At 38.3% G+C, this 25078-nt stretch carries 26 protein-coding genes; 10 read left to right on the top strand and 16 right to left on the bottom strand.

Features of this window, described 5'->3' with window-relative positions:
- Window positions 1–36: 36 nt before the first annotated feature.
- The 8 genes from DV942_RS17830 to DV942_RS17790 form a co-directional block, all read right to left on the bottom strand.
- Window positions 37–2475, bottom strand: a complete 2439-nt coding sequence (locus DV942_RS17830) for a TraG family conjugative transposon ATPase (RefSeq protein WP_145859805.1) — start codon at window positions 2473–2475, stop codon at window positions 37–39.
- 278 nt (window positions 2476–2753) lie between these two features.
- The gene (locus DV942_RS17820) at window positions 2754–3065 is read right to left on the bottom strand and encodes a DUF4134 domain-containing protein (RefSeq protein ID WP_056095071.1); all 312 of its coding nucleotides are present in this window, start codon (window positions 3063–3065) and stop codon (window positions 2754–2756) included.
- Between the two features lie 33 nt (window positions 3066–3098).
- On the bottom strand, window positions 3099–3410 hold the full coding sequence (locus DV942_RS17815) for a DUF4134 family protein (protein WP_145859801.1): 312 nt from the start codon (window positions 3408–3410) through the stop codon (window positions 3099–3101).
- Window positions 3411–3415: 5 nt separating this feature from the next.
- Window positions 3416–3748 (bottom strand): hypothetical protein, encoded by a 333-nt coding sequence (locus DV942_RS17810; RefSeq protein WP_145859798.1) that lies wholly within the window; start codon window positions 3746–3748, stop codon window positions 3416–3418.
- The gene (locus tag DV942_RS17805; protein ID WP_145859794.1) at window positions 3735–4115 is read right to left on the bottom strand and encodes a hypothetical protein; all 381 of its coding nucleotides are present in this window, start codon (window positions 4113–4115) and stop codon (window positions 3735–3737) included. Before DV942_RS17805 ends, DV942_RS17810 begins: the two co-directional genes overlap by 14 nt.
- Window positions 4112–4747 carry a ParA family protein gene (locus DV942_RS17800; RefSeq protein WP_145859791.1) on the bottom strand — a complete coding sequence of 212 codons (636 nt, stop codon included), beginning with the start codon at window positions 4745–4747 and terminating at the stop codon, window positions 4112–4114. The genes DV942_RS17805 and DV942_RS17800 overlap by 4 nt, the downstream gene beginning before the upstream one ends.
- Before the next feature lie 12 nt (window positions 4748–4759).
- On the bottom strand, window positions 4760–5950 hold the full coding sequence (locus DV942_RS17795) for a relaxase/mobilization nuclease domain-containing protein (RefSeq protein WP_145859789.1): 1191 nt from the start codon (window positions 5948–5950) through the stop codon (window positions 4760–4762).
- Between the two features lie 3 nt (window positions 5951–5953).
- Window positions 5954–6361, bottom strand: a complete 408-nt coding sequence (locus DV942_RS17790) for a plasmid mobilization protein (RefSeq protein WP_056095082.1) — start codon at window positions 6359–6361, stop codon at window positions 5954–5956.
- A 257-nt stretch (window positions 6362–6618) separates the two neighbouring features.
- On the opposite strand from DV942_RS17790, the gene DV942_RS24185 reads away from it, so the two are divergent.
- A complete protein-coding gene (locus tag DV942_RS24185) occupies window positions 6619–6825 on the top strand; it encodes a DUF6965 family protein (RefSeq protein ID WP_131538525.1) in 207 nt (68 codons plus the stop codon).
- 131 nt (window positions 6826–6956) lie between these two features.
- Here the strand turns inward: DV942_RS24185 and DV942_RS17780 are convergent, their stop codons facing one another.
- Both DV942_RS17780 and DV942_RS17775 read right to left on the bottom strand, forming a co-directional pair.
- Window positions 6957–7928, bottom strand: coding sequence for a toprim domain-containing protein (locus DV942_RS17780; RefSeq protein WP_145859787.1), 972 nt, complete (start codon window positions 7926–7928; stop codon window positions 6957–6959).
- 569 nt (window positions 7929–8497) lie between these two features.
- Window positions 8498–9340 (bottom strand): RteC domain-containing protein, encoded by an 843-nt coding sequence (locus DV942_RS17775; RefSeq protein ID WP_131538527.1) that lies wholly within the window; start codon window positions 9338–9340, stop codon window positions 8498–8500.
- A gap of 296 nt (window positions 9341–9636) precedes the next feature.
- Here DV942_RS17775 and DV942_RS17770 point away from each other — a divergent pair, with 296 nt between their 5' ends.
- From DV942_RS17770 to DV942_RS17755, 5 genes are all read left to right on the top strand, one after another.
- Entirely contained in the window at window positions 9637–10776 is a 1140-nt protein-coding gene (locus tag DV942_RS17770) for a hypothetical protein (RefSeq protein ID WP_145859785.1), read from the top strand.
- Between the two features lie 112 nt (window positions 10777–10888).
- The gene (locus DV942_RS17765; RefSeq protein ID WP_131538529.1) at window positions 10889–11338 is read left to right on the top strand and encodes a cyclic nucleotide-binding domain-containing protein; all 450 of its coding nucleotides are present in this window, start codon (window positions 10889–10891) and stop codon (window positions 11336–11338) included.
- A gap of 89 nt (window positions 11339–11427) precedes the next feature.
- Window positions 11428–11997, top strand: coding sequence for a Crp/Fnr family transcriptional regulator (locus tag DV942_RS17760; protein ID WP_131538530.1), 570 nt, complete (start codon window positions 11428–11430; stop codon window positions 11995–11997).
- 158 nt (window positions 11998–12155) lie between these two features.
- Window positions 12156–12647, top strand: coding sequence for a MauE/DoxX family redox-associated membrane protein (locus DV942_RS24180; RefSeq protein WP_403000865.1), 492 nt, complete (start codon window positions 12156–12158; stop codon window positions 12645–12647).
- Between the two features lie 90 nt (window positions 12648–12737).
- The gene (locus DV942_RS17755) at window positions 12738–13121 is read left to right on the top strand and encodes a hypothetical protein (protein ID WP_145859783.1); all 384 of its coding nucleotides are present in this window, start codon (window positions 12738–12740) and stop codon (window positions 13119–13121) included.
- Between the two features lie 58 nt (window positions 13122–13179).
- Here DV942_RS17755 and DV942_RS17750 read toward each other — a convergent pair whose 3' ends face one another.
- The 3 genes from DV942_RS17750 to DV942_RS17740 are packed head-to-tail and all read right to left on the bottom strand — an operon-like array spanning window position 13180 to window position 18560.
- Window positions 13180–14553 carry a RagB/SusD family nutrient uptake outer membrane protein gene (locus DV942_RS17750; RefSeq protein ID WP_131538532.1) on the bottom strand — a complete coding sequence of 458 codons (1374 nt, stop codon included), beginning with the start codon at window positions 14551–14553 and terminating at the stop codon, window positions 13180–13182.
- A 27-nt stretch (window positions 14554–14580) separates the two neighbouring features.
- Window positions 14581–17808 (bottom strand): SusC/RagA family TonB-linked outer membrane protein, encoded by a 3228-nt coding sequence (locus tag DV942_RS17745; protein ID WP_145859780.1) that lies wholly within the window; start codon window positions 17806–17808, stop codon window positions 14581–14583.
- A gap of 2 nt (window positions 17809–17810) precedes the next feature.
- On the bottom strand, window positions 17811–18560 hold the full coding sequence (locus tag DV942_RS17740; protein WP_145859778.1) for a TlpA family protein disulfide reductase: 750 nt from the start codon (window positions 18558–18560) through the stop codon (window positions 17811–17813).
- 636 nt (window positions 18561–19196) lie between these two features.
- Here DV942_RS17740 and DV942_RS17735 point away from each other — a divergent pair.
- Window positions 19197–19583, top strand: a complete 387-nt coding sequence (locus tag DV942_RS17735) for a helix-turn-helix domain-containing protein (RefSeq protein WP_131538535.1) — start codon at window positions 19197–19199, stop codon at window positions 19581–19583.
- Between the two features lie 59 nt (window positions 19584–19642).
- Window positions 19643–20374 (top strand): LytR/AlgR family response regulator transcription factor, encoded by a 732-nt coding sequence (locus DV942_RS17730; RefSeq protein WP_145859776.1) that lies wholly within the window; start codon window positions 19643–19645, stop codon window positions 20372–20374.
- A 16-nt stretch (window positions 20375–20390) separates the two neighbouring features.
- On the opposite strand, the gene DV942_RS23575 is transcribed toward DV942_RS17730, so the two are convergent.
- On the bottom strand, window positions 20391–20534 hold the full coding sequence (locus tag DV942_RS23575) for a hypothetical protein (protein WP_186462339.1): 144 nt from the start codon (window positions 20532–20534) through the stop codon (window positions 20391–20393).
- Between the two features lie 90 nt (window positions 20535–20624).
- Between DV942_RS23575 and DV942_RS17725 the strand changes: the two genes are divergently transcribed.
- Together DV942_RS17725 and DV942_RS17720 are read left to right on the top strand one after the other, a co-directional pair.
- The gene (locus tag DV942_RS17725) at window positions 20625–21701 is read left to right on the top strand and encodes a sensor histidine kinase (protein WP_145859773.1); all 1077 of its coding nucleotides are present in this window, start codon (window positions 20625–20627) and stop codon (window positions 21699–21701) included.
- A 219-nt stretch (window positions 21702–21920) separates the two neighbouring features.
- Complete coding sequence (locus DV942_RS17720; protein ID WP_145859770.1) at window positions 21921–22511, top strand: hypothetical protein; 591 nt, start codon at window positions 21921–21923, stop codon at window positions 22509–22511.
- Between the two features lie 79 nt (window positions 22512–22590).
- Here DV942_RS17720 and DV942_RS17715 read toward each other — a convergent pair whose 3' ends face one another.
- Both DV942_RS17715 and DV942_RS17710 read right to left on the bottom strand, forming a co-directional pair.
- Window positions 22591–24072 (bottom strand): type I restriction-modification system subunit M, encoded by a 1482-nt coding sequence (locus DV942_RS17715; protein WP_145859767.1) that lies wholly within the window; start codon window positions 24070–24072, stop codon window positions 22591–22593.
- 7 nt (window positions 24073–24079) lie between these two features.
- On the bottom strand, window positions 24080–24973 hold the full coding sequence (locus tag DV942_RS17710) for a hypothetical protein (protein WP_131538540.1): 894 nt from the start codon (window positions 24971–24973) through the stop codon (window positions 24080–24082).
- Window positions 24974–25078: the final 105 nt, after the last annotated feature.

The raw sequence follows: 25078 nt of genomic DNA, 5'->3' as shown, positions 1-25078 counted from the left end.
AAAAATAGATGAATATTTTTTGCATAACAATAGAATTTAACTTGTGAGAGATGAATTGACTTTCTTGACAAATTCGGGAAGTGAGATTGCGCTCATTTTCATATCGGCAACGAAATGTTCCAGTCCCAGAGGATAAGAACCGTAACGCTTGACATAAGATTCAACAGCAGTCTTTTCGGGTTTTTCGGTTGTGAAGGTTAAATACTGAAAAATCGACACTTCAACACCATAGACCTCCCCTATACTTCCGCGCTTAATGTAAACCTCCTTGAATTTCCCGCGGCCGGACTTATTTTCAAGCGCATTGATGGTAAATATCTTTCGCTGCTCCACCTCATTGAGCGCTAGGAGCTTTGCTACCTCTGTATAATTTCCCCTAAACTTGGACTGATCGAGCAGGCAGATGGTGTCGGAACTTGCAAGAATGGAATCCTTTATTACAGCATTCCCGATAATATCGCCCAGTTCCTGCGTCACCACAATCGGCTCTCCCCAGAATTTCCTCATCGTTTTATAGAGGTAAAGAATGTAGTTTGCCATTAGCGGAGAGGCAATTGCCTTCCACGCTTCTTCCAAAATCATCGCTTTTCGCTGGCCCGTACGGTGCCTCATTTTCTGCAGTACCAAATCCATAATCACCAGCGTCACGATTGGAAAAAGAACCCTATTTTCCTTGATTGAATCAATTTCATAGACAATAAAACGCTCTGTAAAATCTGAAAGATCAGCGCTTTCATTGAGGAGCCTACCATACTCCCCGCCAAGACAGAATTTTTTAAGTACGTAACGGTATTCATCGAGATCGAAACTGATCTTCTCATTTTCCTTGATCTCCGAAATCTTAAGGATCGAATAATGGTAGAAAGAATCAAAACAAAGGACATAATCAGCCTCTCCTAAAAAGAAGTCTGAGTAGTAGGCCGAGAGTACATTTGAGAAAACCGTATCCTCAATCTGCGATACGCTTCCCTCTGCACCCTTTAATAGCAGTCCGATAAGTGTTTTGAGGAAATCCTTCTTTTCTATGTTATATTCTGCTTCAGAAATAAGAAAGGGATTCATCGTGATCGGATTCTCCTCGGTATAGGTGTAATACTTTCCTCCAAAATAATTGCATAGCCCGGAATAGGAATGTCCTACATCAACGATCACGATATCGTAATTGTAGAGCATATACTGTTCAAGCAGGCTGTTCATAAAAAAGGATTTACCAGTACCAGAGCTGCCCAGAACAAATTTTGAACGGTTGGTAATCCTGCCAGATTCCATAGGGAGATCAGCTGGATCTATGCCTACAGGGATTCCTCTCCTATCGGTAAAGCGCATGAGAAACTTGGAGGGCTCATCCCGCATCAGCCGTTCCTTGTAGAACAGGCAAAGGGCCGCATCCGAAGTGGTGAGGAACCAGTCGTATTTTTTCAGTTCCACTGCATTTCCAGGCAAGGCACTCCTAAAGAGTTCCATCTGGTTATAGGCATTCTTGGAGGGGATAATCCCCTGCTGAAATAGGGAAGCTTCAATAAAGTTACAGCTGGTATCCAGAAGTGGAAGTTCGCAGCAGACCAATAAAGAATAATGGGCATTGACCAGCAACTGGTTTTCCCTTGCCACATCTACGAGCAACTTATCAATATCCTCCACACACATCTGATTGGCTGGATCAGGAACTCCGGAATGCCGCTTGCGCTTCAGCTGCAGTTTGTTCAGGGTAATGCCCTGGGAAGGAATTTCAATTAATTGGTTATAAATAAGACTATCAATTCCAGGAACTGATGACAGGAAGGAAAGATTGTCCATAGGAAACTCCTGAAGTCCTTTCCCGTCGCTGGCCATTAAATATGGCCCAATGGATTCAGGCATGTCAATGGAATCGATATTGACCAGGCTCATGCAGCGGATCGCCTTTTCCCCAATACCGATTTCAGTATCTCCGGCCCTTAAGTTATTGAGCGAAAAATGGTCTGAGGAGAAATCCATTGCCAGCATCCGCGATATGTGACGCTCTATCTCACCCCGGGACAATATTTTTGGGGATACCGATGCTCCTTTCAATAGTTCACAGACCTTGGCAATATTGGATACAAAATCCAAAAGGGCTTTCCTGTCATAGACATACATTGCCCTTCGTTTGACCTGACGGGTTATAACCAGATAACTAGAGTGCTCAATATATTCCCTCCCTGAAAAATGCTCATCGTATTTTTGCTGAAGGGGTTCACTTTGCACTTTTGGCTGAAAAGTCTTTTTCGCAAACACATCCTGTTTCTGAATGATGTACCCTTCTCCCAGTATCTTGATCACATTAAGAAGCAAAAGATGAAAGGCCTGGTAGCCTGCCGGATCAGCGGAATAAATAAGTACCGGATTTTCGATAGAAAGAATTACCGAAAAATCGCCCGACTCACCATAAAGAAACGAAAGTCCGCTTATCTCCTCTATTCCGGCATATGGCAGTTTAAATTCCTGTTTTCCCATAACCTCGCCTTAAATAAATACGATGAATGAATATCTCCCTGGATCTGGTCTTATCATGAAGACCGGATGCCTGCTTGGAATGCGTATAGAGGAGCCCACCGGCTATTGAAAGAATGGTTAAGAGGCCACCGATATACATATTGAGGAGCGCACCGGCTAGGCCTCCGGTGACCAGCCCAAGACCTAAGGAAGAAATTCCATAAGCAATATACTTCCCTTTGAAACCGCGATAAACAAGGGGCTTTTGAAGCCCCTTGTAAACTGGATGCATCCTCATGCTATACGCCAAAGAAAGCCTTGATCACTACCGATACCAGAACCAGAAAAAGGCAGGAACCGCCCCAGCCCATAATTTCTTTGTTGATGTCCTGATCGCCGGAATTCCATTTGATGTAGACACGGACCCCACCGATAATACCTACCACGGCACCAATCGCAAGGGTGAGTGTAGAAACCGGATCTACATAAGAGGTCAGCGAGGAAGTCGCCGCATTAATTCCTGTTGTTCCTCCCCCAGTCTGGGCGGAAACTGCCTGCACTAAACCCAATAGCGCGGCCAATGACAAAAGTCTTTTGCTTTTTCTTGTCATAAAAAAATTGATTTAAATTGAATAAAATTGTATTTACAGTCCGAAAAGACCTCGGAGGAATACACCGATGAGAGATAAAAAGAGGCATGAAAAGAACCATCCCATAACCTGCGCATCGATGTGGTGCTTGCCCATCTGCCAATTGGCATAAACCCTAAGCCCACCTAGGATTCCTGCGATTGCGCCAATAACCAGGACCAGATCCGAGAGCGAAAAATACCAGCCTTTCACCTCTGCCGAGGCGGAATAAAACTCGGAGATTCCTGGCTGAGCATTAGCGCAAAAAGTAAAGAGCAAAAAAAAAGCAGCTGACGCTGCCCTTAAAAAGAATGAAAAAAACCTCATGGAGTTTAGTAAGGTATTGCCCGCGTATGTTCGATGAGGTTGTCTTTCGCAAGGGAAAAAAGCTGTTTTAGCCCAATGCCTCCACTTGAGCTAATTGGACCTGTTGGCAAATAAGGGGCTGGTTTCTCCTTTTTTTCTGAATCCGTAGCAACAGCCTCCTCTGCTTTCTCTTCCAGGGTGATCAGCTCAGGGGTAAATGTTTGTGCAAAGAAAAGCTCGTCTTCCGGAGTTTCATCTACACTAACTCTTTGAGATAGAAAAAGATCAAAAAATAAGTTCAGCAAATAATAAACCAGATATACAATAAAGATTATGGTCAAGAAATTAGTCCAGCTCATGGGTCATTTTTTTTAGGGTTTGAGAAATATATTCATTTAGCCAGGGGTGGCTTTTTAAAAACTGGTGGAGGGAAAAAACAATGACCCGCGTCATATCGATATTGGATGCGGCCTTTAATTGCCTCAGCTTGCTCATTGTACGATTATCAATCCGGATAAGGATTTTCTCCTGCCCATCCATATTAAAGTCCCGCAGGGATGAGAGAAAACTAGCAAGACGCTTGGCGTTCACGGCCGTTTCTTTGGATTCAGTTTTTTTTACACCAATCTTTTCAGCTCCACGACTGGCCTGGGATTTTTCCGGCAATCCCTTTTCTTCTTGGATCCTTGATTTCAATTGATCGGCAAGGGACTTGATTTCGCTCATGTTGATATACCTTTCTTCATAAAGCTGCCATAGATAAAGTCCATTGCCGGCATAAAAACTGGAATTAAAGAGGCCGGGATATGGATGGTTCCTACCCGCTGAAAATCGATGCGATCAGAAATACCGGGAGAAATCTTTCCAAATCTGGATAGTACCTTATCTACCTCTTCCCTGGTGTCATACTTTACGGTTGTTTTAATCCTGTTTGGCACATACACCATGGGAGATAAATTATTGATCTCCCGACAGACAAGCGAAAAGAGCACTGTACTGTCTACAGAAAATTCATCATAATTAAACGGGCAGATAATGAGTTCCGCGGAACTGATAATGGGAATCAATAGATCATCGTCCATTTTACCTGGAAGATCTATGAGCACAAACTCGTCCCTGTTCTGGTTCAGCAGTTCCAGCAGGGCAGGGAAGTATTTAAGATCAGAGGGAATAACCTCATAGATGGGATCGTTCTCCAGAATCTTTGCCTTTTCAAACTTGCCTGAAATCGAAGCCTGGTAGTCCATATCCAGAACGGTAACCTTCTTTTTTTTGAGCATTGAGAGGAAATAGGCCAGTAACAGGCAGAGTGTACTTTTACCGGCTCCCCCTTTCTGATTTCCAATTAATATAACCATAAGCATAAAAATTTAACGTGTATTGGTTCTTGCCTTTTTTTGCCTGCGCCTGTTCCGTCCGAGGATCTGCTCATCATCAATGTCATCAGAGATATCTATATCCAAAGAGAATTCGCCAATGGATATACAATCTTGCATTTCTCCCTGGCCAGCAGGAAATATTGACTCTGATGGATTTTCAAGGAGCATCTCTTCATTTGGAGAAAACTGATTTTCATAAATACCCTCCGAAATAGGCATTAACATTTTTACTTCTTCGGTTTGGAGTAAAGTCTCCATAAACTTAGTAAGAGACATAATATCGCCACCTTTAAAAACCTCCTTGGTGGAATGGTCTAAAATGGTGTAGCCATATGGAGGCTTGTCACCTTTAAAATGAAATACAAACTGAAGCCCGAATGAAGAAGATAATTTTTCGCTTAACTCAGAGGTATAGCCTATTACTTTTCCCTTCTCGCCACCTGGAAGATCTTCCCTAATCGCTTGGATTCTGGAATCGGTAATTGGCCTATATTTTTCAAAAATCTGTTTTAACTGTTCCTTTCTTTTCTGGTCGGGTGAAAACCGGGCAATTTTTTGTTCTATCCTGGTTAAGCTTACACTGCCCACTTTTTCACCATATTTTGACAGATGAAGCTTATCCTCCAGAACTTTCAATCCGTATCCCTGGCTTTCAAGCAACATCATAAACTGCGCCTTATTAGAGAAGCTGTATTGAAGTGCCTTTGTCAAAGCTTTTTCGGCAGCTTGTTTCTCATCATTACCGATAAGTTTATTGAGTACCCTATAAGCCCTGATCTTCTCAAAGCTGTCCGAAATCTTTTTCCCTTCCAGGTCTATTCTTGAAGAGACCATATGGATGTGATTATTCTGCGTGTCCTTGTGAAAAATGAGAAGGTAAGGCTGTTTCCCATAACCCATCCCCACTAGCCAACTTTCGGCCAGTATAACCAACTCAGCCTTGTCCAAGCTTCTGCCCTTTGGAGATATCATTGCATGAAATTGCGGATATATAACCCTGCGGTTTCTGCTCGCCAGGGATGAGAGGTAGTTTATATAATCTCCAGGCCTGATCTCAGATAGTCCTTGCAGCGCCCCAAAACCGGATACCTTTACCAGTTCTCCCTTATTTTTTTCAACTTTATTGGTATTATACCTAACTGCCCTAAAAGTCTTTGACTTCCAAAGAATTTTTACAATCATAAATTAAGCCTTTAATAACCTGAGTAATTCCCTGGTTGCTCTCTCCATTCCTCTAAATATTGAAATGTAATCAGTAAAAATCGTGTTGAACTGAAGTACAATTTCAGCAGAGAGCATTCCTCGTTTATTTAAAAAGTTCGCATGCCGGGCAAGCTGGTTAATGTTGTTTCCTGACCTACCGATCTCCGCACCGATCTGGTTCAGGTGTTTTAAAACTTCAACAGCATTGATTTTATTTGAAACCGCAGAGGAGATTAAAAGCCTTTGCCGCAAGAAATCACTTTCTTTCAGTCCAAGGGAAAGCCAAAGGTTTCGGAGTAAAGCATATTCTTCCTCGGTAAATCTGGCCTTAATGAACCTGGTTCTTTTACCATCTAATTTTAAAGGCCTCCCATTCTTTTTCTTGGTCATATTCAACAATTAAGGGACATCCTCCAAAGAAGAAAAAACTAGTTGCGACGTTTTTTCCATCCCGCTACGCCCCAAGGCGAAAAAAAAGCGGGCAAGTTATAGGGTTTTTGAGCAACAAAAACACAACTTGCAGGCTAAAAAACCAAAATACACCTACAACAACGAAAGGAGAAAAACCAAAAAACTTAGCTTGGTTTATTAGGATTTTGTTAAAAAGTATTCCGGCAAAACAGAAAGCCTAAAGCTATCTTTGCCAGATGGAGCTGCAGGAATTAGAAGAGTTTTTCAAGAATTGCCAGAGACCGGAAATGCCGGTGTTTTTAAATGAGGCAACAAAAGTAACGGACTTCGATTTATTTCTAGAGAGCCACTTCGGGCCACTTAGGGCTAATCCGGAAAGTAAAATCAATAAGCCACTATTAGTAAGACTAAAAATGATGAAACTTATCATTGAGTCTAACTAGCTAAACATATATCCACATATTAATATATAAGAATATCCACATATACCGATAGAGGCATATTGATATTTAAGCATATATAGATATAATTATATCTATATAGCTCAATATTTACATACTTATATATTCATATATCAACGTGTTACACCAAAACCATTCTCTACACTAAAAGGCATAGGCTTAACAATAGATTTTTCAATTTTCCTTAGATCAGCCACAAGCTTTTCATTATAATCCTTAAACCCTGCATATTTGAACGAACAGTCTATACTGCCATTAATATCAACAATAAATTCTTGAGTAGCTGAAATTCCGGCCTTATCATGGTCAAAGTAAAGTTCAATGGAACCAAATTGTTTTGCTCTGGCTTTGGCAGCCTGTAGAAAGGAAAGGGAATTTAATACCAATATGGAAGCGGGATCATTCGGATGTTCGACTTTCCAGCTCAAAAAATCAAAGTAACCTTCAAAAACACCTAGGCGGTCAACAGACCCCTGCAAAAAACTCATCCCCTTATGCCCCAGGCAACCCTTAAAATATTTGTTCCGTACCTCCCAGCCACCATTCTCATTTGGCCAGGCTGAAGCAAAGTAATTCCTGCGATGATTGCTGCTGTCCATGACCGAGTAATAAAGTTCATATAAATGACCACCTGCAACGCTGTGCACTCCCCTGCCTTTAAGATAAGAGCTGATGACATCGTTGCCGATTGCCTCATTTACTGCTTCTACTTCATATCTTGGAACTTTGACGGACAAGGTCCTTCGGGAGTTATCAACAGGCACATCCGCGGTTTTCTCGAGGTTTATTTTTGCATACTCTACGATTTTTTTAAGAACCTCAGGAAAGCTTGAGGGATACCAATATGCAAGGCCAAAATCGATTATGCTTCCACTTTTTATTCCCGATACTCCTGCGCCGCCATGGTCAAACCAAACTCCCAGATTATCATTTACACAAAGTGAGGCTGTATATTCTTCACGCAACATACTTAGAAAAAAATACTCTCCCCCCGATACTTTCTGGGGGCTGAACCCAAGGTTCTTCAAAAGATCGAGGAGCGATACTTTCTCCTTGATCTCATTAACGTTTAAAAAAGCTGACATAACGATTTAGTTTTAGAAGTTTCAGAAAACAAAAAAGGGGCTTATCGCCCCTTTAAGATAGAACCCAAAAAGAAGGGCCTCTATATATTGTAACTTCGGAACTACTCGCGTCGATTTCTACAAACCGGACTTATTGTCTGCCAATGCGCTTTCACCTTTTTGACGTCATCTCAAAGCTTCGCAAAATTCCCTTCAATTTAAAGGGTAATGTTTCATTCCTGAATGTCAAAGACCAACTCTTTTGTTGGCTCAAAATTCAGTATGTGCAAGACGTGTTATTGACACTATGAAAATAGTGTGAACGATTTTTATAAGGCTATTTTTGCCTTGATCTGAAAGTTATTTGTTGGAGATCAGATTTGTTATAAATTTTACATTCATCAGTTTAGTTGATTACTGATCCATTTTTATTAAACAGAAGAGAATTTTCATTACATCACTAGCATTTTATTTACAAAAACTATAACACTTTTATTTAGGTGTGTAATTTTTTTAATCTGGATTATTTTGAGGATATCCTGCGATATGAGAAAAATTATACAAAGTGAAATTGGCAATTTGGTTGATTATCAATTAAACTTAAGTTTTCTGGCAATATGATCGTTTATGGCATTTCTCATACTGTCTAAATAAACAGTATATCCCTTGCTTTTCCTTCTAGAAATATCAATGAACTTGCGATAAGCGACACCCAGATCTACATTTAAGCTCTTTTCAAGAATATCAACGACCTGGGATATATCTGCTTTTCCATTATTCAATGACCCCATAAAATATATGCCATAGGCAAGTTCTACAAGCTTCACTTTATCGTCTGTCCATCTCAGGTTTGAGTTTTTTGACAACAATTGAAATATTGAGGATTCTGGATTGCTGTATACCAGTCTGATGCGTGTCAATATAAACTCCCGCAAATGTTCATACGCACGGAATTTAGCAAAGGTATAATCTCCCTTTGTCTCGAATTCACCAAAATTCATTGCGGGAAGTATTTTCTGCCTATTGCGCCTTAAAAAGTATTCTTCATCTAGTGCGCTCTGGTCATTGAGATAATATTGGTAAAGAAATTGATTTTGTTCAAAATATCTTCTTAAGAAATCCATTTCTCTTATGTAATAAGTTCGGATTGCCTCATCCGTATCTACTGGAATATTCGAGACAATATTGAACTGTTCTACAATAAAAATTTTCCAACTGTAAAACTTGGGCTTGATCTGTTTAAAGAAAAAAATCTCTTCTGCTTCCGAGGAAAAACCTAATCGGTTTGCCAGGGAATTTAAACGGATTGTGCTGCTTTCTATCATTTCAAGGGAGGAGGATAACCTAAGCAGATCACTTATAAGTTCATTTTTTCCAGCATGAAGCTTAGAGGTCATTTCCAGGTACAGGTGTTCGGATTGGGGGATTAACATACACAAAGGATTTAGATGAAAAATAGGTTTATTTTAGGCAGCTAAAATTCAGCCTGCGTTGCTGCAAATTGAATTATTGCAGGCATAGAATCAAGTTGCCTATCGGTTGCACAAATTCTCAACCCCCTGAAAAAATAGTATTTACAAAGAATCCGATTACTATTTCCTTCTTGAAATTAAGGCCTGAAAATATCTTCGTCCTTGTTAAAAGCCTATTGGTGTAACTCCAATAGGCCCCGGTGTAAAAACCTTTAACAGCAACATTATTGAACCTAAATTGTAGATAAAAATCACGTATGAACTATCAATTTACTTTTTTTGAGGAGCATTTTCAGAGCTTACAGACCAAGACCAGCTTTGCAAAAAACTATACCGTAGAATCGAAGAAAAACCTCGAAAGAGAATATGCCAGACTGATCAGATTTTTTAAGGATATTGCTATAGATCTAAACAATAGGGAAAAAGTTAAGACATATTTTAATTTCCACCAGCAGAATATCACCTTATTGATGGATAAGGTCAGTGCTGAAATTTCGGAACAGGGAGCCAAAACGAATAAAAAAATAATAGTGGGCTCACTGGAAATTCTGTTGGACAAATTGGAAAGTCTTATAAACTGGATGAGAGAAATTTTTCCCGGAATTTTCGATCACAAAGGTAAAGTGCCCAAAAGAATTATTTATTCAGAGGAATCTGGAATAAAAGAGGTGTTGAGTCTAATTCTCGACGAGCTTCAGCAACGGTGTTTCACCAAAGAAGTATTGGAATTGACCAGCGCTATATTAGACGTGGGGCAAATAGTTAGTTTTAGGGATCTGGGATTTTGGAAGAGTAGCTTTAGAGAAATACATAGAAAAATTATTGAAACCAATTCTACCAATGAATTTGGATTAGTAAAAATCTTTCTAGAAAACGGTATAAATCATAGCCAATTGTACAATCATGCAAAACTCTTAATATCAAAGGAGATCGAAAACAAAACAACATTAGGTGAGCAAATCTCATCAGTTTGCCTTTTTCGAAAAGAAATGCGCGTTTTATTCATTCAGGATCATAAGCTTCAATTTGAGAATAGCCCTGATGTTAAAAGGGCAATCAAGAGATTCTTGAGGGAAGAACTGCTTTTACTTAGAGCGATGGAGTTTGTCAATCATGAAGTTGAGGAAGCCGGAATTATGAATGCCAACTATAAGGTATCATTCTCAGTAAAACAATTGGCATTTTTTGTCCATCTGCAGATGGAAACTGGAATAATTATATGGCAAAGGGCAAAATTTGCGCACCAGTATATAGCTCGACATTTTAGCACTGTAGAACGCGAATCAATCTCAGAAAAGAGCGCAAGAAACGCGCATTATAATCATGCGAGTGAAGATATCAAAAAAGTTATCGCAAAACTAAGCGAAATGTTGGCTCTGGCCCAGGAGCGATATTAAGGCTAATAGAGGAAAACTGGTGTATTGATATGTGCAGTGGGGGTTGCACTCGGCTAAAAATTCTGCAACTTGACAAAATATTAAAATCACCGTTCTTTATCCCAAAAAGATTATGAACGGTGAAGATTACACATTGAAACTAAGTGCTTTCAATCCCCTCTCAGCAGGTCTCAAAGCATACATTGCTACTATCGCACAAAAAATACCTTATTTAAAAGGTCAAGCGCTTTTTATATCGCGGGAGAAGAATCTGTTTTTTCCCCTAATTGAAAAAGGGACACTGCACATAATTGCCATTGATAAAGACACGGATGAGGAGATTATTATTGGTACTAACCGCACAAACGATTTTTTGTATCACTTTGCTAAAATAATTCCTGGATCAAGGTATGAGCTTTATGTAGAATTTTTAGAAGATTGTTCTATAATCGCAATAAGCGAAAAGCACTTCTCCAATCTGATGAAATTGTTCTTCGATGCATACTTGCTTGACCTAAACTTCACATCATTTCATTTCAACAGACTATTTACAATCCTGTTTAAAATTAATAAAACTGAGTAGCCGGTTCAAAAAAAGTATCACGTCCGCTAAAACTTATTAATTATCATTTTATCGCACCCACAAAAGGTTCACTAAAAATCATTTATCAAATGAAACGACTCATCGAAAAACTTCAAAGCCTTCAAAATGCCAACGTAAATCTTGCAATGCAGATTGCCGAAATGTTTGTTCCCAAGTTTTTTAACAAGGGTCTACTACTTAGCACACCCGACCACTCCTATCCGGAACTTTATTTTATAGAAGATGGTTTAGCCCGAGGGTACTTTATACATGAGGGGCAGGAACATACATCATGGATATTAGAGCATGGATTCATACTACCCACAACTTCTTTTTTTTCGTTTAGCCAATCAATTGAATATATAAATTTTCTAAAAGATAGTTCAGGTTACGCTTTAAATCTTATCCAATGGAATGAGCATGCAAAAGTAAATCCCAAATTTTCACTAATACTACTAGAAATATACGAGGAAAACATACAGAATGTAAAGCAGAGAGAGCAAATGCTAAGGATCAGGCATGCAGAAACAAGATTTCTGCATTTCCGAAATCTACATCCAGAGCTAATCAACCTCCCCATCCATAAAATACTGGCCTCGTTACTTGCTATAGAGTCAAAATACCTCTTTAAGATTAAACGCAAATACAGAAAGCAATGAATTGACAATCATATAAATACACAAATAACAATATCATTATTACACCTACTATGGGGTGCAAAAAGAGCAAAAATCACCGAATTCGGGTAGCGATTCATACTTCTATTGTTTCGAACTTTAATCGACAATCTGATGGTTGTTAGAAAGGATAAAGAAAAATGGAAAATACTTATTTAAATAGAGGGGCGCAAACGAAAAACGCAAGATTAGTTTCATACCTGAATTCAAGCGGGTTATTTCTTTTAACATTACTTTGGTCGTATGCTGTATTTGCAAAACTGGCAGATTTGCAACTTTATCAGCGCCAGATGGAGGAGCAGCCTTTCTCTAATGTTATTACTATTGCACTGACATACCTAATTCCAACCCTTGAGTTAATTTCTGCTACCCTACTAATTTTAAATAGACACAGATTGGGGTTATGGATTTCACTTTCCCTTCTCTTAGGATTTACAATCTATATAATTCTGATCTTAAGTCACGTTTTCCCAAAAGTACCCTGTAGTTGTGGCGGTCTTATTTCCAAGATGAGCTGGAAAAACCATCTATATTTTAATCTGCTATTAATTTCCATAAATGTACTCTGTTTAGTTCATACCGAGAAGAGAGAAAGGAGGTTAACCGGCAAAGAAAAAAATAAAAGTACCTAAACTAATTAACACAATTAACCAGGGCATAGTGCCCAAATCTTAAACTAACTTTTTCGCTTGTTTTTTCAAAGTAAAAAGCATCCTTAAATTATGCAAACATTAGTAAAAAATTTAAGCAAAGGCCTAATGGCCGCCGCTTTAGGATTAGTATTAGTAGTTGGTGGTTCTGCGTTCAAATCGGACTCAATTGGTAAAAGAGTTCAGTACCAATTCCGTTATAACGCAATTCCTCATGCTGAAGGTGATGTAGAAACGTTAAGCAACTGGACTTATGATCCTTCGGCTCCCAGCTGTGAAGAAGATCTACAAGCACCATGTACTATCAAGGTAGATCAGGCGTTTGTCAACACAGGAGGTACGCCCACTCTTAAATCAACCTTAAACCTTAATGCGTCTCCATACACAACCAGTTCAGCCTACGTAATTGGAAGTGCTGATGAAGACATGGAAATTATCAATCGCGCAGATCAATAATTTTTCTGTCTAGTGAATTTAACATGGGGCAGAAAAAGATCCTCCCCATGTTAAACAATTAGTTTTGAGTCATACCAGACAATTCGATTACGTCTGTGGGAAGCGGCAAAGCATAATACCGCGAATCTGGCGGAAGGCTGTAAACTTTGCCGTCGATAATCCGTCTTAAAATTATATTCGCCCCTTCTTTGTTATATCGCTTGATATCTGCAAAACGAAGCCCCCTCATTAACAGTTCTTTTCTTCTTTCCAATCGGATTTTGGACAAAGCATCCTGCTTATCGCTTGCAACAATTGGAGAATATATAGTCGTACTTTTCCAGCGTGACTTTAGCAATTTATTTAAATCATCCATTGCTCCAGGTAAATCGTTTAGCCAGGCCTTGCATTCCGCACTTGTGAGGTAGAGTTCATCGGTCGCTAGGCCAGAAAAATAAACCGTTGCGTTCGCCGTATAGTTCCCTTTAAACTGCTGATACGGCGCAGCGGATTTGAAAAATGCAACTTTTCTAAGGTCGTTTGCGGAATAAGATGAATACAGGTTAGAGTCGATACGTGATCTCGACACAGTATTTACACCAAAATTGCTTGAAAGTTCCGCATACCAGATGGTTTCCTTATTGAACTTTTTCACTGGTACTGCACTGGTAAGAGCCAGTAAATCAGCGTCACCATTGAAGTCCATGAGCTTATTATTTAATGCCAGCGCTTCAATAGTGTATTTCATCGCAAGATCATACTTCCGCATATACAGAAAGCATCGTGAGAGCAAAGCCGCAGTCGCAACTTTAGATGGCCTCATGACATGCTGAGGGTAATCTGGCAATAATCTAAGTGCCTGACTCGCATCTTCTATAATTCGGCTATAACAATCACTGACTGAGGATCTAATTGAGGGAATATTAAAATCTGAATTTAGGCGAAGCGCTATTCCCAAATCGGTTTTAGATGACTGCTCATCATATGCCAATCCAAATTGATTCGTCAGCATTAAGAAATAATACGCTCTGAAAAACAATGCACTACCCTTCACATTGTCCCAGGCGGCAGAATTAGAAGATGTCCTGTCTATCTTTTCCAGTAATTCTAAACTTAAATTACAGTTGAAAACTGCCGTGTAAGCCAAACTCCAGTCATTTTGAAATCTATAGGGTGTTGGCTGCCAGGTGTAGGCCTCCTGCCCCCTTGTGATCAGTGATTTATAATTCTCCGAGGGGAGAAAAAAATCATCGCTCGAAGCCTCTCCGAAAGAGGGTGATGTACGGATGTTCATCAAATTTGCATCATCCAATAGTCCTTGAATGTCTACAAGGGTATTTGGAACGACAAGCTGCTTATCTGACTTCACATCGAGAAATTTTTTACAACCTGAGAATATGGCAAGAATACCAATACCTGTAATAAATATTCTCAAAACTTTTAATCTTTTCATCTCTTTTTATTTTTTATAACAGATCTATTAAAATGCGCCCTTTATACCGAAAGAAAATTGAAGTGAAGGGGAAATTACATTTGCATAATCGGGATCATAACCATCCTTATTTGCTCTCCATAAGATTCCTATATTCTGCATACCTGAATAGAGTTCAAGGTTTCGGAACGGGGATTTCCATTGCGAGGTATTCAAGGTATACCCTATGCGCAGATAATCCATTCTAACATGGTCTCCACGCATTACATTAGGTTCTGATGAATAGAAAAATGCATCCCTTAATGATGAATTAGGATATATGAATGAAGGGACATTGGTTTTTTGCTCATCCCCAGGATTCTGCCATCGGTTGGAAAACTGAGCATTACCAATTCCATTACTAATCAACTGTGAATAACTTATCGTTGGCTTTTTGACCCTGTAACCCAATTTATAATTGAGATTGAAAGAGAAGCTTAGCCCCTTGAATCTGAAAGTATTGATTATCGATCCAAAATAAGCTGGACTTGAAGCTCCAAGGTAGACTAAATTGCTTCCCGTGTTGCTAGCTTCATTTAACATAGCTGCGTAATCGGTACTTAAGGATCCATTCAGATACCCTTGCGGGTTTCCTTTATTGTCGAGTCCTCCCCACTTATATGCCGCAACAGCATATAGCGGATATCCCTCTAAAGGCGTTATATAATTACCACCAGATATCATCGAATAAATACTTGCCAAAGTTTTAGAGTAATATTTTTTTGTCTTGCTTAGGTTATAGCTAAAGAAAAGATCGCTGTTCCAGCTAAAATTTTTACCCTGGATATTGCGGCTATGAAAATCGGCATCAAAACCATGTCCAACCATATCCGCTACGTTCCTAACAATTTCGTCATTCGCCCCCCAAGATGTATAATCGTAAGAATCCCTTCCATATAGATCAGACCCCCTTTTGACATACCATGCCAGAGATCCACTTAGAACTTGTTTTTTTAGCTCGAAATCTATCTTTAGGTTAAGCTGTGAGAGCTGTTCCCAGCGCAAATCAGGATTGTTTATAGTATTGATCCTTGTAATTGGAAAACGGGTAATTGAATTCGTTCCATATCCGGCAATTGGTAGCGCTGTTTTGCTTAGATCGACATTTCCACTATAGCCAAATGTACCTGTTAGGCGGAGAACAGGTAGCCAGTCGATGTTATAAAAACTCTCATCAGAGACCTTCCAGCCCAAACCAGCTGACCATAACGGTTTCCATTTATCATTTGTATTTGCACCAAAAATATTGGAACCATCTCTACGGACACTTCCAGAAATCAGGTATTTCCCTTTATAACTGTATGCAACATTGCTGTACATACTTAAAAAACGATAGGCAGTTTCAAGTAAAGTGTTTACTCCACCAATCTGGTTAGTATTGCCTGTAAGATATTCAGGGTAATATCCAACTTCGTCGACGGGACTAAAATAAAGGGGATCGGATTGATATCCAAGCCGCCTGTTTCCCATTGCAGAAGTATTTGAGGATCTCACCTCACTCCCAGCAATGGCGGTAATACTGTGCACTCCAAAAATCCTGTTATAATTGAACTGTGCTCGCCCAGTCTGTGAATTCACAACTGATGTATTAGCTAACAGAATTCCTCCTTTCGGAACGGGATAAGTCACTATCCCAGTTGCCCTATTGAATTGGCTAAAAGTGTTTACCAGGTTTCTGGCAGCATAACTTTCAGCGTCTGAGGTTCTTTCATCACTTGAGTTTTGCCGCTGGTATTGGTAATTTAACTGTAGGTTTAACCCATCTAAAATTTGATACTTTAGACCGAAATTTGCATAAAGTTCTTGAGTTTTACGCCTATTGTAATCATGTTTATAATCTTCAGTTGGATAGTATTTCCAGTCTAAAAATTTTCCAGAGGCTAAAGTATCCGTGTAAATGCTACGATAGCTCGTCGCCATACCGCCCAGCGAACTAAAGTCCATATAGGTTGGGTAACGACTTCCAATGCTTAGCGAATTGAAACTTGGCCTTCCTGTTTTGCTATCAACATTTGTGAAATAGATATTTGTATTAAGGTCAAGTTTTTTTAGAAGTTTGAAATCATTCGCAAGATGCAGATTTAACTTATCGGTATTACTATAAGTCTCTCCTTTAACATGATCGTAAGCTGCAGAAAATAAATAGCTATTTCTTTCTCCCCCACCTTTAATGTTAAGATTGTATTGCTGGGTTAGGGCACGAGTGTAAAAGTTATCCAAATAGGATTGCTGAGTATTATTCTTCAGCAAATTTTGTACTTGTTCATCGGCAGTCGATTGCGAAATTTTGCCATCCCGCTGGGCTAACAAAATTTCCACAACTGGAGTAATGGCTGCCCACGGTGTGGAGGTTATCCTGTCATTAAAATAGCCTGCATTAAAGAGCTGTTTTTCTACCGCGATATAATCACTGTTTTCCATTTGTCCTACCGCAGTAAGTTTTGGAAGATCCTGTAAAAGAAAGTTAGCGTTAAATGAAAGCTGCATGGCTTGGTTTAGTTTACCTTTCTTAGTTGTAATAATGATGACCCCATTTCCAGCTCTTGCACCCCAAATAGAAGCTGAGGCCGCATCCTTTAATATCGAGACGTTCTCAACATCATTTGGATTTATGTTGGCAATATCGCCCTCATAAATAAAACCGTCTAAAACAATAAGGGGATCTAGGGGACCATTAATCGTTCCAAGCCCCCTTATACTGATATTAGTATTGTTTTGAGGATTGTTATTACTTTTCCCTACTTGCAACATCAACCCGCTACTCTGTCCTATGAGGCGGTCAAGTATACTGGTACCGGATCGAGCATTCAGAGCTTTTTCATCGATTAAGGAAATTGTTCCATTTATTTCATTTGGCTTCGCACTCTGATAACCAGTCTGCACTAAAACTTCCTCCAGTTGCTGGATTTCCTCTGTCATTTTGATGGACATAAAAGAGCCAGGTTTCTCATTGGTCCTGGTCACACTTTTGAATCCTGTGGCAGTAAAACGAATAGTATCACCAAGTTTTAACCCTTTTATAGCAAAGCTTCCGTCTCTATCAGCAAGGGTTACCCCCCCCTTAAAACGAATTGAAACGATAATAGACTTGCCGTCAAGATCAGTCACCTTCCCACGAACTTCTTGGTTATCTTGCGCGCAGGCAGTAAATGCAGAAAGCATGATAAGTAATATTGCCACAACTAATAGGAAGAAATTCCATTTCATTTTTCTGGCGTTAAAATTATTTATTTTCATTTTTAATCTGTTTTGATTTTTAAGTTGAGGGACAGTCCTGCAATCAACCGTTCAATATTTGGAGCAGTAACCTGTTCGGCTCGAGTGATTGCTTTGATTCTTCCGTCAGATCCTACCCATATATAATGAGGCATGCTTTTGATGGGGAAGATCTCGCGTAGTGTACTATCACTTTGAGCAATCGGCAAAGAAAAACCCGACAATTTAGACTTTTGGTGTACCAGAAAATCGCCAAGTACTTTTTCGGTATCTTTCGAATAAGTATTGATCAATATCACCTGTAGGTTTTTGTTATACTGCTTTTGGAAGCTATCCATTTTAGGAAATTCTATCAAACAAGCGGAGCAAAACGTAGCCCAAAAATCGAGAATTACCGCTTTACCTTTTAAGTCTGAAAGACGGATTCCGGTCGCTGAATAGTTAATAACCTTCGAGAGAAACACATTAGGGATCTTTTTATCTATACCTATGGAATAATTCTGACTTTTTTCTTGTGCTTGGATCGAAATACTGTTGATTAAAAGAAAAAGTAAAACGAGATTTTTTTTTCTTTTTAACCGTTCGAGCTTAATTTCGTTAAAGGAAAGGGCTGCTACACTTTTGATCAGCTTTTCGCTTTCTGTAAAATCGAGGACGTGTTTAGAAAACTTATTCAGTGCATTTTCAGAAAAATTAGTCTCTATGCTAATTTTAGGTTTAAAAAAATTACATAGCAATGCCTTAGCGATAAAATATATCGTTTTTTTCATCATGGTTGGTTTAGTTAGTTGATTCGGAAATTAAATGAGGAAACTCAAATATTGAAGAAAACTAAGGCAGGTGCATTATTAAAGAACCTATTTTTTATCATTAACCACTAAGGTGACCTGCCCTAGCCTGGTATCCTATTCAGGAGAACAAATTACCAAGCTGATAAGAATTATGAACGCTACACCAATAACAACAACCCTTCTACCACGAAAATTTTGAAAACGGTAGTTTCCACCTTTCTCGTAAGATAGGGATGTTAGAAGAAATGAATTTTCAACTTGGTCTTTCACGTTTCTTGGTTTGCACCAAAAAACCTTTAGAAAATAAAAAGGGCCGCCCTTAGCTTTTCTGAGACGAAGGTGTAGGACCACCACCGCTTTACAGCGGTCGAACACAGAATAGCAGGCGACCCAAGTCCTTATGCTATGCAAAGATAGCACAGGATTTGAGTTTTCACCTACTGCTTGTGTTCAAACGTCCTACTTTTCGTCACAAGGTTTTTCAGTAATAAAAAAATCAAATCTTGTAGTTAAATGTCTTTTAACCAACAATAAATTTATTAAGCTAATATAAATAAAAACTTTCACTTCCACATGCACCTGTGATAAAATTTTCATTTTATTGTTCCTTGCAAAACAATGCAGAACCGGAATTCCAACCCAGAAATTGTAACTATTGAAATTTCTCATTTGGATTATTTAATTATTGTCAATGTCAAGAACTTAAGATTAGAGTTAGGTCTTTCTCAAGTTTCACTCACACAAAAGATGGGTTTATCTGAAGGTTTTGTAGGAAAAGTTGAACTTTATACCGAAAGGGCCAAATACAGTATAAGGCACATTCACTTGTTAGCTATCGCTCTCAATTGCAAGATTCAAGATGTCCTTCCACTAGAGCAACCGCAATATGATATGGTTAGATTAACTCTAAAAAGGACAAATAAAATTAACAGAGACGGTTCCATCTCCCAGAAGAAAACTACTGAGGTAATAAAAATCGAACCAAAAGAAGAATCAGAACGTTAATTTGAAAATGCAAAGTAATTGAGAGGTCAAGAAGGACTGAACAATTTAAACTTTGACATATGGAACAATTACGTTGCGTCGTTATCGATGATGAAAAACATTCTATTTCTATCTTATCAGATTATATAGAAACAAATCAAAATCTTACTTTAGTCAAGACCTACACAGATCCGCTGGTAGCCCTATCCGAAATTAGCATAAAGGATAAGATCGACTTTATCTTTCTAGATATAGACATGCCTGATATTACTGGCATTGAACTTGCAAAAAAATTGGTGAATAGAGCTAGGTTTATAGTATTTACTACGGCATTTACTAAATATGCAGTAGAAGCTTTTGAGGTGGATGCATCCCGTTATTTAGTCAAACCCATATCTAAACCCAAGTTTATAAAAACTGTCTGGGACATCCTCGAATCGGAAACAAAAAAAATAGAAAAGTCTAAACAGTCAGGAAGAAAATTTTTCTTCGTAAGTATTGGCGACAGGGGGCAGAGGCTTAAAATCAAAAAATCCAAAATACTGTTTTTTGAAAGCGAAAAGAATTATATCAACATCGTCACAGAGGAGACTAAATACATGGTTTATCTGACCATGAAGGAGGTAGAAAAGGATTTTTGGGGAACACTTTTTTATAGGGTGCATCGATCATTTTTTGTCAATGCAGAGAAGGTGGAGAAAGTCATTGGAAATACGTTAAAAATGGGTTCTTATGTTGTTCCAATGGGCAATAGTTACAAAGATAGCTTTAATGAATTTTTAGAACGAAAAACCTTAAGATCCGGCCGGTAGTCTTATTGTCTTCAGTCTACTTTTTCAATGCAACGAAAGTTTCAGTTGCAATAATCGTAATACTGGAATTGGTTGGATCGGTTGATGACAACCTCTGGTTTTTCTGTGATTTAAAAACAAATGCTGTTTTTTTAATCAGTTTTTGAGGGATGTGTTTCATGTTTTTTATTTTGAAACTAGCCCAATTGGATATGGTAAAAAAAGTTATTACACCGTGATAATATGGAGTTACACCAATACAGTTTATAGCATGACAAAGAAAATTTTTGAGTGGTCAAAAACCCAGAGAATCCATTTAATTGGATGGGCGCTTTTTATCTTTTTTGAAATAACGCTTATAGGTCTTGCGGCGGGAGCATTTGGCAAACCATTAAATTATTTGCTCCATTACGTGCTAAATATCATCCTCTTTTATACAAATGCACATTTGGTCCTCGGGAAAAGCTTTAAGATGAGAAACTCGTGGACAAGGGTATGTTTTCTGATGGTGGTTCAGATTGGCTTATATATATTTTTAAGATCCATTCTTAATTATATTTTATCAGATTCGAGTAAGGAGTTTAATGTGGTTACCATTGTTGAAAATTATCGAAGCTTCTTCCAATCGCTATGGAGAGGATTGTTCTTTATTGGGCTTTCCTGCTTTTACTTTTTATTTATAGAATATAAGGAAGAGCGAAACAAACGTGAGCAGGCAGAAAAGCAAGAATACTTAAATAATATTCGAACGAAGGAAATACAGAACGAATTGAATGTTGCTCAATATGAATATCTCCGGGCTCAGATTAACCCGCACCTTTTGTTCAATACATTGAGTTTTTTATATGATAGTGTGCGAAAGTTCAACGAGGATGCAGGGGAGGCTGTCCTTAATCTTGCTGAACTTATGCGGTTCAGTTTAGATACAAGAGAATCAAACGACAACTTTCCAAAGTTGGAAGAAGAGCTCAATCAGATCTACAACTTAATTTCACTGAATAAAATCAGAAAAGATAAGGAACAGTACATTGATTTTTCATTTCCCGAGGAAGTGAAAAACCTTCGCTCTATTCCACTGGTCATAATAACACTGGTCGAAAATATGCTTAAACATGGGAATTTACAAAAACCTAGCAACCCTGGAATACTAACTATTAATTTAAGCAAAGGGAAGCTGTTAATAGAAACATCGAATCTTATTAACACCAAAATCCACCAATCAGGTTTCAATAAGGGGATGGAGAATATTGAGAAGCGACTTAGTCTAGCATATGGTGATAAATTCTCATTTATGTTTGGCAAAAGAGATAAAAATTACTTTGATGTGAAGCTGATGTTGAATCTGTAAGTTTTAAAGAAGGAACCCTAGAAGTGTTGTTGAGTCAATAGATAAATTGAAAGAAACTAGCGATCTATTTTCAGGAGTACTTGGTAAGGGAATGGATATTATCCATGTGCTTTCTATTGCACAACAGCATTTCATCTAATAGTTAATTGTATGGCAACTTCACTTTTGCAAACTTAACTTCAAAATGCATTGTTTATTTAGAAAAAACCATTGAGAGATATGGATAAATCTTTTAAATTCGACAAAAAGACATTTATCATTGGCACACTAGCTGGGCTAGCTAGGAGTTGCATTGTATTGGATAATTGCTTAAAGAAAGTTGGAGCCCAGGGAGCGTCTTCACAAAATCATAACTCAGAAAATTTAGGAATGGAACGATATGAATTTATCCTGGCGAGCGATGAGGGAACCATCGAAGCCGTTGTAGAACAGGCTGGCGATTGTTATAGCGTAAACCTGAACGGTAAATATGCCGGCACGATGTGGCAGGATGAATCCAAGGGCATGCAATGGAAAACTGAAGATAAAAATTTAGAGCCTAACATGTGGGAAATTTCTGTGCATCTTTCTGAAGCGTTTTCGCGGAAAGGGTTTCCTTCACTTCTGATGGGTACCTATCCAGAAATACTTGCGACGGACTGGAAGACAAGTGAAACTCTTGAAGTAATTCTCAAGGAGAATACGGATATGGAAGTATTCACTGCCTTTTTAAAAGATGAGGTTCTGAACCTTGTAACGTTTGAAGAACATCTAGACCTCATTATTAAGAAAGAAAACGACGCCTACTTTGTAATTGTTGGTATAAATTAACCTGTCAATACCAGCGCTGTAAAATAGACTCCGTTTTCATGCATTAAAGAAGACTTTTAATTTCCAAACAGAAAATTTCTCATAGTTGCTTTTTCGAAAAAGAATCCCTTACTAATTTAAAGTATTCTAATCCTGTTTCTAGATTTTCAATAATGTTATTTGCGAGATCTTCTGGATCATCAAAAAGTTCGAGAGAATTTTCATCATCTGAAAGCCATTGAATATCTAAATTTGTTTTTTCTCTTGATATTATCTCATCATAGCTGAACTTTCTCCATCTACCCTCTGGATTTTTAATCGCATCATATTCCTGAACACGTCTCTTTATATCCCCTGGACAGAATTTTTTCACAAAATCTGACAAATCATCATTTCTCAGAGGGTTCTTCTTAAGTGTATGATGAATATTAGTTCTATAATCATAAATCCAGATTGCGTCGGTCGACGGTTTGGCCGAAACAGGTACTTTTGTAAAAAACAATACGTTTGCCTTAACACCCTGCGCGTAAAATAAACCGGTGGGTAACCTTAAAATTGTGTGAAGGTTAGTATCCGATAACAACCTCTTTCTGATAGTTTCCCCAGCTCCGCCTTCAAAAAGAACATTATCAGGAAGTACAACAGCGGCTTCACCATTTTCCTTCAACATTGTAAAAATGTGCTGTAGGAATGCCAGTTGTTTGTTACCAGTTGTTATCCAAAAGTCATTCCGAAATGTATATCCACTTTGCTTAGCTTTCTTCTCATCATTTGTTGCAATATCGCTACTGCTTTTCCCAAATGGAGGATTTGCAAGAATAATATCAAACTGTTTCGATGGAACCTTTTTAAGACTATCAACTATTTCAATTTCGGGAGTAGTTTTTAGATCTCCAATTCCATGAAGAAACAGATTCATCAAGCAAAGTCTGGCTGTTGAAGGGACTATTTCCCATCCATGAAAAGTATCAAATTTGAGAAATCTTTTTTCTTCCTCTGTAAACTTCTTCTTATGCTTTGTAATATAATTTAGCGCCCCAAGAAAAAAACCACCAGTTCCACAAGACGGATCTGCAATAGTCTGTAAGGGTTCTGGTTGCAAACACTCCACCATCGTTTGTATTACTGCTCGAGGAGTGAAATACTGGCCAGCACCACTACTCTCGGCATTTTTTTGTAAAAGTGATTCATATATTTCGCCTTTTACGTCAAAGGTTTCGTCTACCCAGTTTTCTGCATTAATTAATTCTATTAATTTTTTTAATTTATTCTGATCGTGAATTTTATTTTGAGCCCCATCAAAGATTTTTGTTAACATACCACCAGCAGAAGAAAGTATTTTAAGATTAGCGCTATAAAAGCTAATGAGCTGATCTTCCTCTTTAATTAAAAGTGAATTCCAATCACATCCTTCAGGTAAATTGAATTCCTTTAGGAAGTTTGGACCAGAATACTCGTCCACCATTTTTAAAAATAACAAATAAGTAATTTGTTCGAGGTAGTCCCCATAACTTACTCCGTCATCTCTAAGGGTATCACAAAAATTCCAAACTTTTTGAACTATATTATTATTGTTTGTCATAAATATTCTAACTGTTTAACTGAGCTAAAATGGTGTTGTAATAAATGGCATCACCACAAGCTGCAAGATACGTAAATAGTGCGCTTTTAATAATATGAGCTTCGATTAAGGGCTGTTTAGAAAACAGGTCTGCTTCGTCGTTAAGATGTGCTATCAACTGTTGATGAGTAGTAATCACAACGTTATTTCTCTTCTTAACATCTATAAAATATCCCAGCCAATCATCGAAATATCGCATTAACATTGTTTCGGAATATCGTTTCTTGATATCAAAAACTTGATCCCAGGTTGACGTGAATTTATTTGCGGGACTTAGGGTAATGCTCCAGTTTCCATAAGCTGCAGTGGTTCTGTTTGGTAATATGCTGCCATTTAAATCAATGCTTATATTAGCAAATGTTTTGTACGGATTTGCAAATGCTCTGCGAGTTGCCCCATCATATATCGAATCTTTTCTACCTTTAAAAATTTGGTTGCAATCTCTTCCCATAGGAACCAAATTCTTCATATTTAATGACGCAAATGGATAGGTTTCTTGCTTTAGGATGTGATCATAATCCTGTCGTCTTATCTTAGGCGGATATAATGGCTCTATACTACAAAAAGGGCAAACTTTTAACTTCCTAACCCCGAATATTTCACCATAAATTTGTTGCCAGTGATCACTTAAATTCCCAATGCTATTTAAAGTACTTGGGTACATGTGCGCAAATAGTTCCTTAATCGATTTGCGAATAGAAGCAGGCATTGCACTAATTTTTAAGTGGCTTGCATCGAAGAGTTCATCCTCTATTATTTTGGAAATCGACTGGCAATCAAAAAAACATTTAATAACAATGCCTTTGTTTGTTGCAGAAAGATTTCTAAATGCATTGAAAAAACTTTGAAACTTCTCTACCAACGTTGGAGAGTTGTCTAGATGTAGAACAAAGTCTGGATGAAAATAAGTATTATACGGCAGGAAAGAACTTGTCCTACTGACCTTCCTTAGTTGTCGAAAAAAAAA

This window comes from Pedobacter suwonensis (assembly GCF_007833675.1).
GTDB lineage: Bacteria > Bacteroidota > Bacteroidia > Sphingobacteriales > Sphingobacteriaceae > Pedobacter > Pedobacter suwonensis.
This window is presented reverse-complemented; position numbering and strand designations above follow the sequence as displayed.

Coding starts and splice junctions, on each gene's coding strand:
- DV942_RS17770 (WP_145859785.1), top strand. CDS start 9,637: ATGAACTATCAATTTACTTTTTTTGAGGAGCATTTTCAGAGCTTACAG.
- DV942_RS17720 (WP_145859770.1), top strand. CDS start 21,921: ATGGATAAATCTTTTAAATTCGACAAAAAGACATTTATCATTGGCACA.
- DV942_RS24185 (WP_131538525.1), top strand. CDS start 6,619: ATGGAGCTGCAGGAATTAGAAGAGTTTTTCAAGAATTGCCAGAGACCG.
- DV942_RS17765 (WP_131538529.1), top strand. CDS start 10,889: ATGAACGGTGAAGATTACACATTGAAACTAAGTGCTTTCAATCCCCTC.
- DV942_RS17805 (WP_145859794.1), bottom strand. CDS start 4,115: ATGAGCGAAATCAAGTCCCTTGCCGATCAATTGAAATCAAGGATCCAA.
- DV942_RS24180 (WP_403000865.1), top strand. CDS start 12,156: ATGGAAAATACTTATTTAAATAGAGGGGCGCAAACGAAAAACGCAAGA.
- DV942_RS17790 (WP_056095082.1), bottom strand. CDS start 6,361: ATGACCAAGAAAAAGAATGGGAGGCCTTTAAAATTAGATGGTAAAAGA.
- DV942_RS17780 (WP_145859787.1), bottom strand. CDS start 7,928: ATGTCAGCTTTTTTAAACGTTAATGAGATCAAGGAGAAAGTATCGCTC.
- DV942_RS17735 (WP_131538535.1), top strand. CDS start 19,197: ATGCAGAACCGGAATTCCAACCCAGAAATTGTAACTATTGAAATTTCT.
- DV942_RS17830 (WP_145859805.1), bottom strand. CDS start 2,475: ATGGGAAAACAGGAATTTAAACTGCCATATGCCGGAATAGAGGAGATA.
- DV942_RS17815 (WP_145859801.1), bottom strand. CDS start 3,410: ATGAGGTTTTTTTCATTCTTTTTAAGGGCAGCGTCAGCTGCTTTTTTT.
- DV942_RS17810 (WP_145859798.1), bottom strand. CDS start 3,748: ATGAGCTGGACTAATTTCTTGACCATAATCTTTATTGTATATCTGGTT.
- DV942_RS17740 (WP_145859778.1), bottom strand. CDS start 18,560: ATGATGAAAAAAACGATATATTTTATCGCTAAGGCATTGCTATGTAAT.
- DV942_RS17750 (WP_131538532.1), bottom strand. CDS start 14,553: ATGAAAAGATTAAAAGTTTTGAGAATATTTATTACAGGTATTGGTATT.
- DV942_RS23575 (WP_186462339.1), bottom strand. CDS start 20,534: ATGAAACACATCCCTCAAAAACTGATTAAAAAAACAGCATTTGTTTTT.
- DV942_RS17725 (WP_145859773.1), top strand. CDS start 20,625: ATGACAAAGAAAATTTTTGAGTGGTCAAAAACCCAGAGAATCCATTTA.
- DV942_RS17715 (WP_145859767.1), bottom strand. CDS start 24,072: ATGACAAACAATAATAATATAGTTCAAAAAGTTTGGAATTTTTGTGAT.
- DV942_RS17760 (WP_131538530.1), top strand. CDS start 11,428: ATGAAACGACTCATCGAAAAACTTCAAAGCCTTCAAAATGCCAACGTA.
- DV942_RS17730 (WP_145859776.1), top strand. CDS start 19,643: ATGGAACAATTACGTTGCGTCGTTATCGATGATGAAAAACATTCTATT.
- DV942_RS17745 (WP_145859780.1), bottom strand. CDS start 17,808: ATGAAAATAAATAATTTTAACGCCAGAAAAATGAAATGGAATTTCTTC.
- DV942_RS17820 (WP_056095071.1), bottom strand. CDS start 3,065: ATGACAAGAAAAAGCAAAAGACTTTTGTCATTGGCCGCGCTATTGGGT.
- DV942_RS17795 (WP_145859789.1), bottom strand. CDS start 5,950: ATGATTGTAAAAATTCTTTGGAAGTCAAAGACTTTTAGGGCAGTTAGG.
- DV942_RS17775 (WP_131538527.1), bottom strand. CDS start 9,340: ATGTTAATCCCCCAATCCGAACACCTGTACCTGGAAATGACCTCTAAG.
- DV942_RS17800 (WP_145859791.1), bottom strand. CDS start 4,747: ATGGTTATATTAATTGGAAATCAGAAAGGGGGAGCCGGTAAAAGTACA.
- DV942_RS17755 (WP_145859783.1), top strand. CDS start 12,738: ATGCAAACATTAGTAAAAAATTTAAGCAAAGGCCTAATGGCCGCCGCT.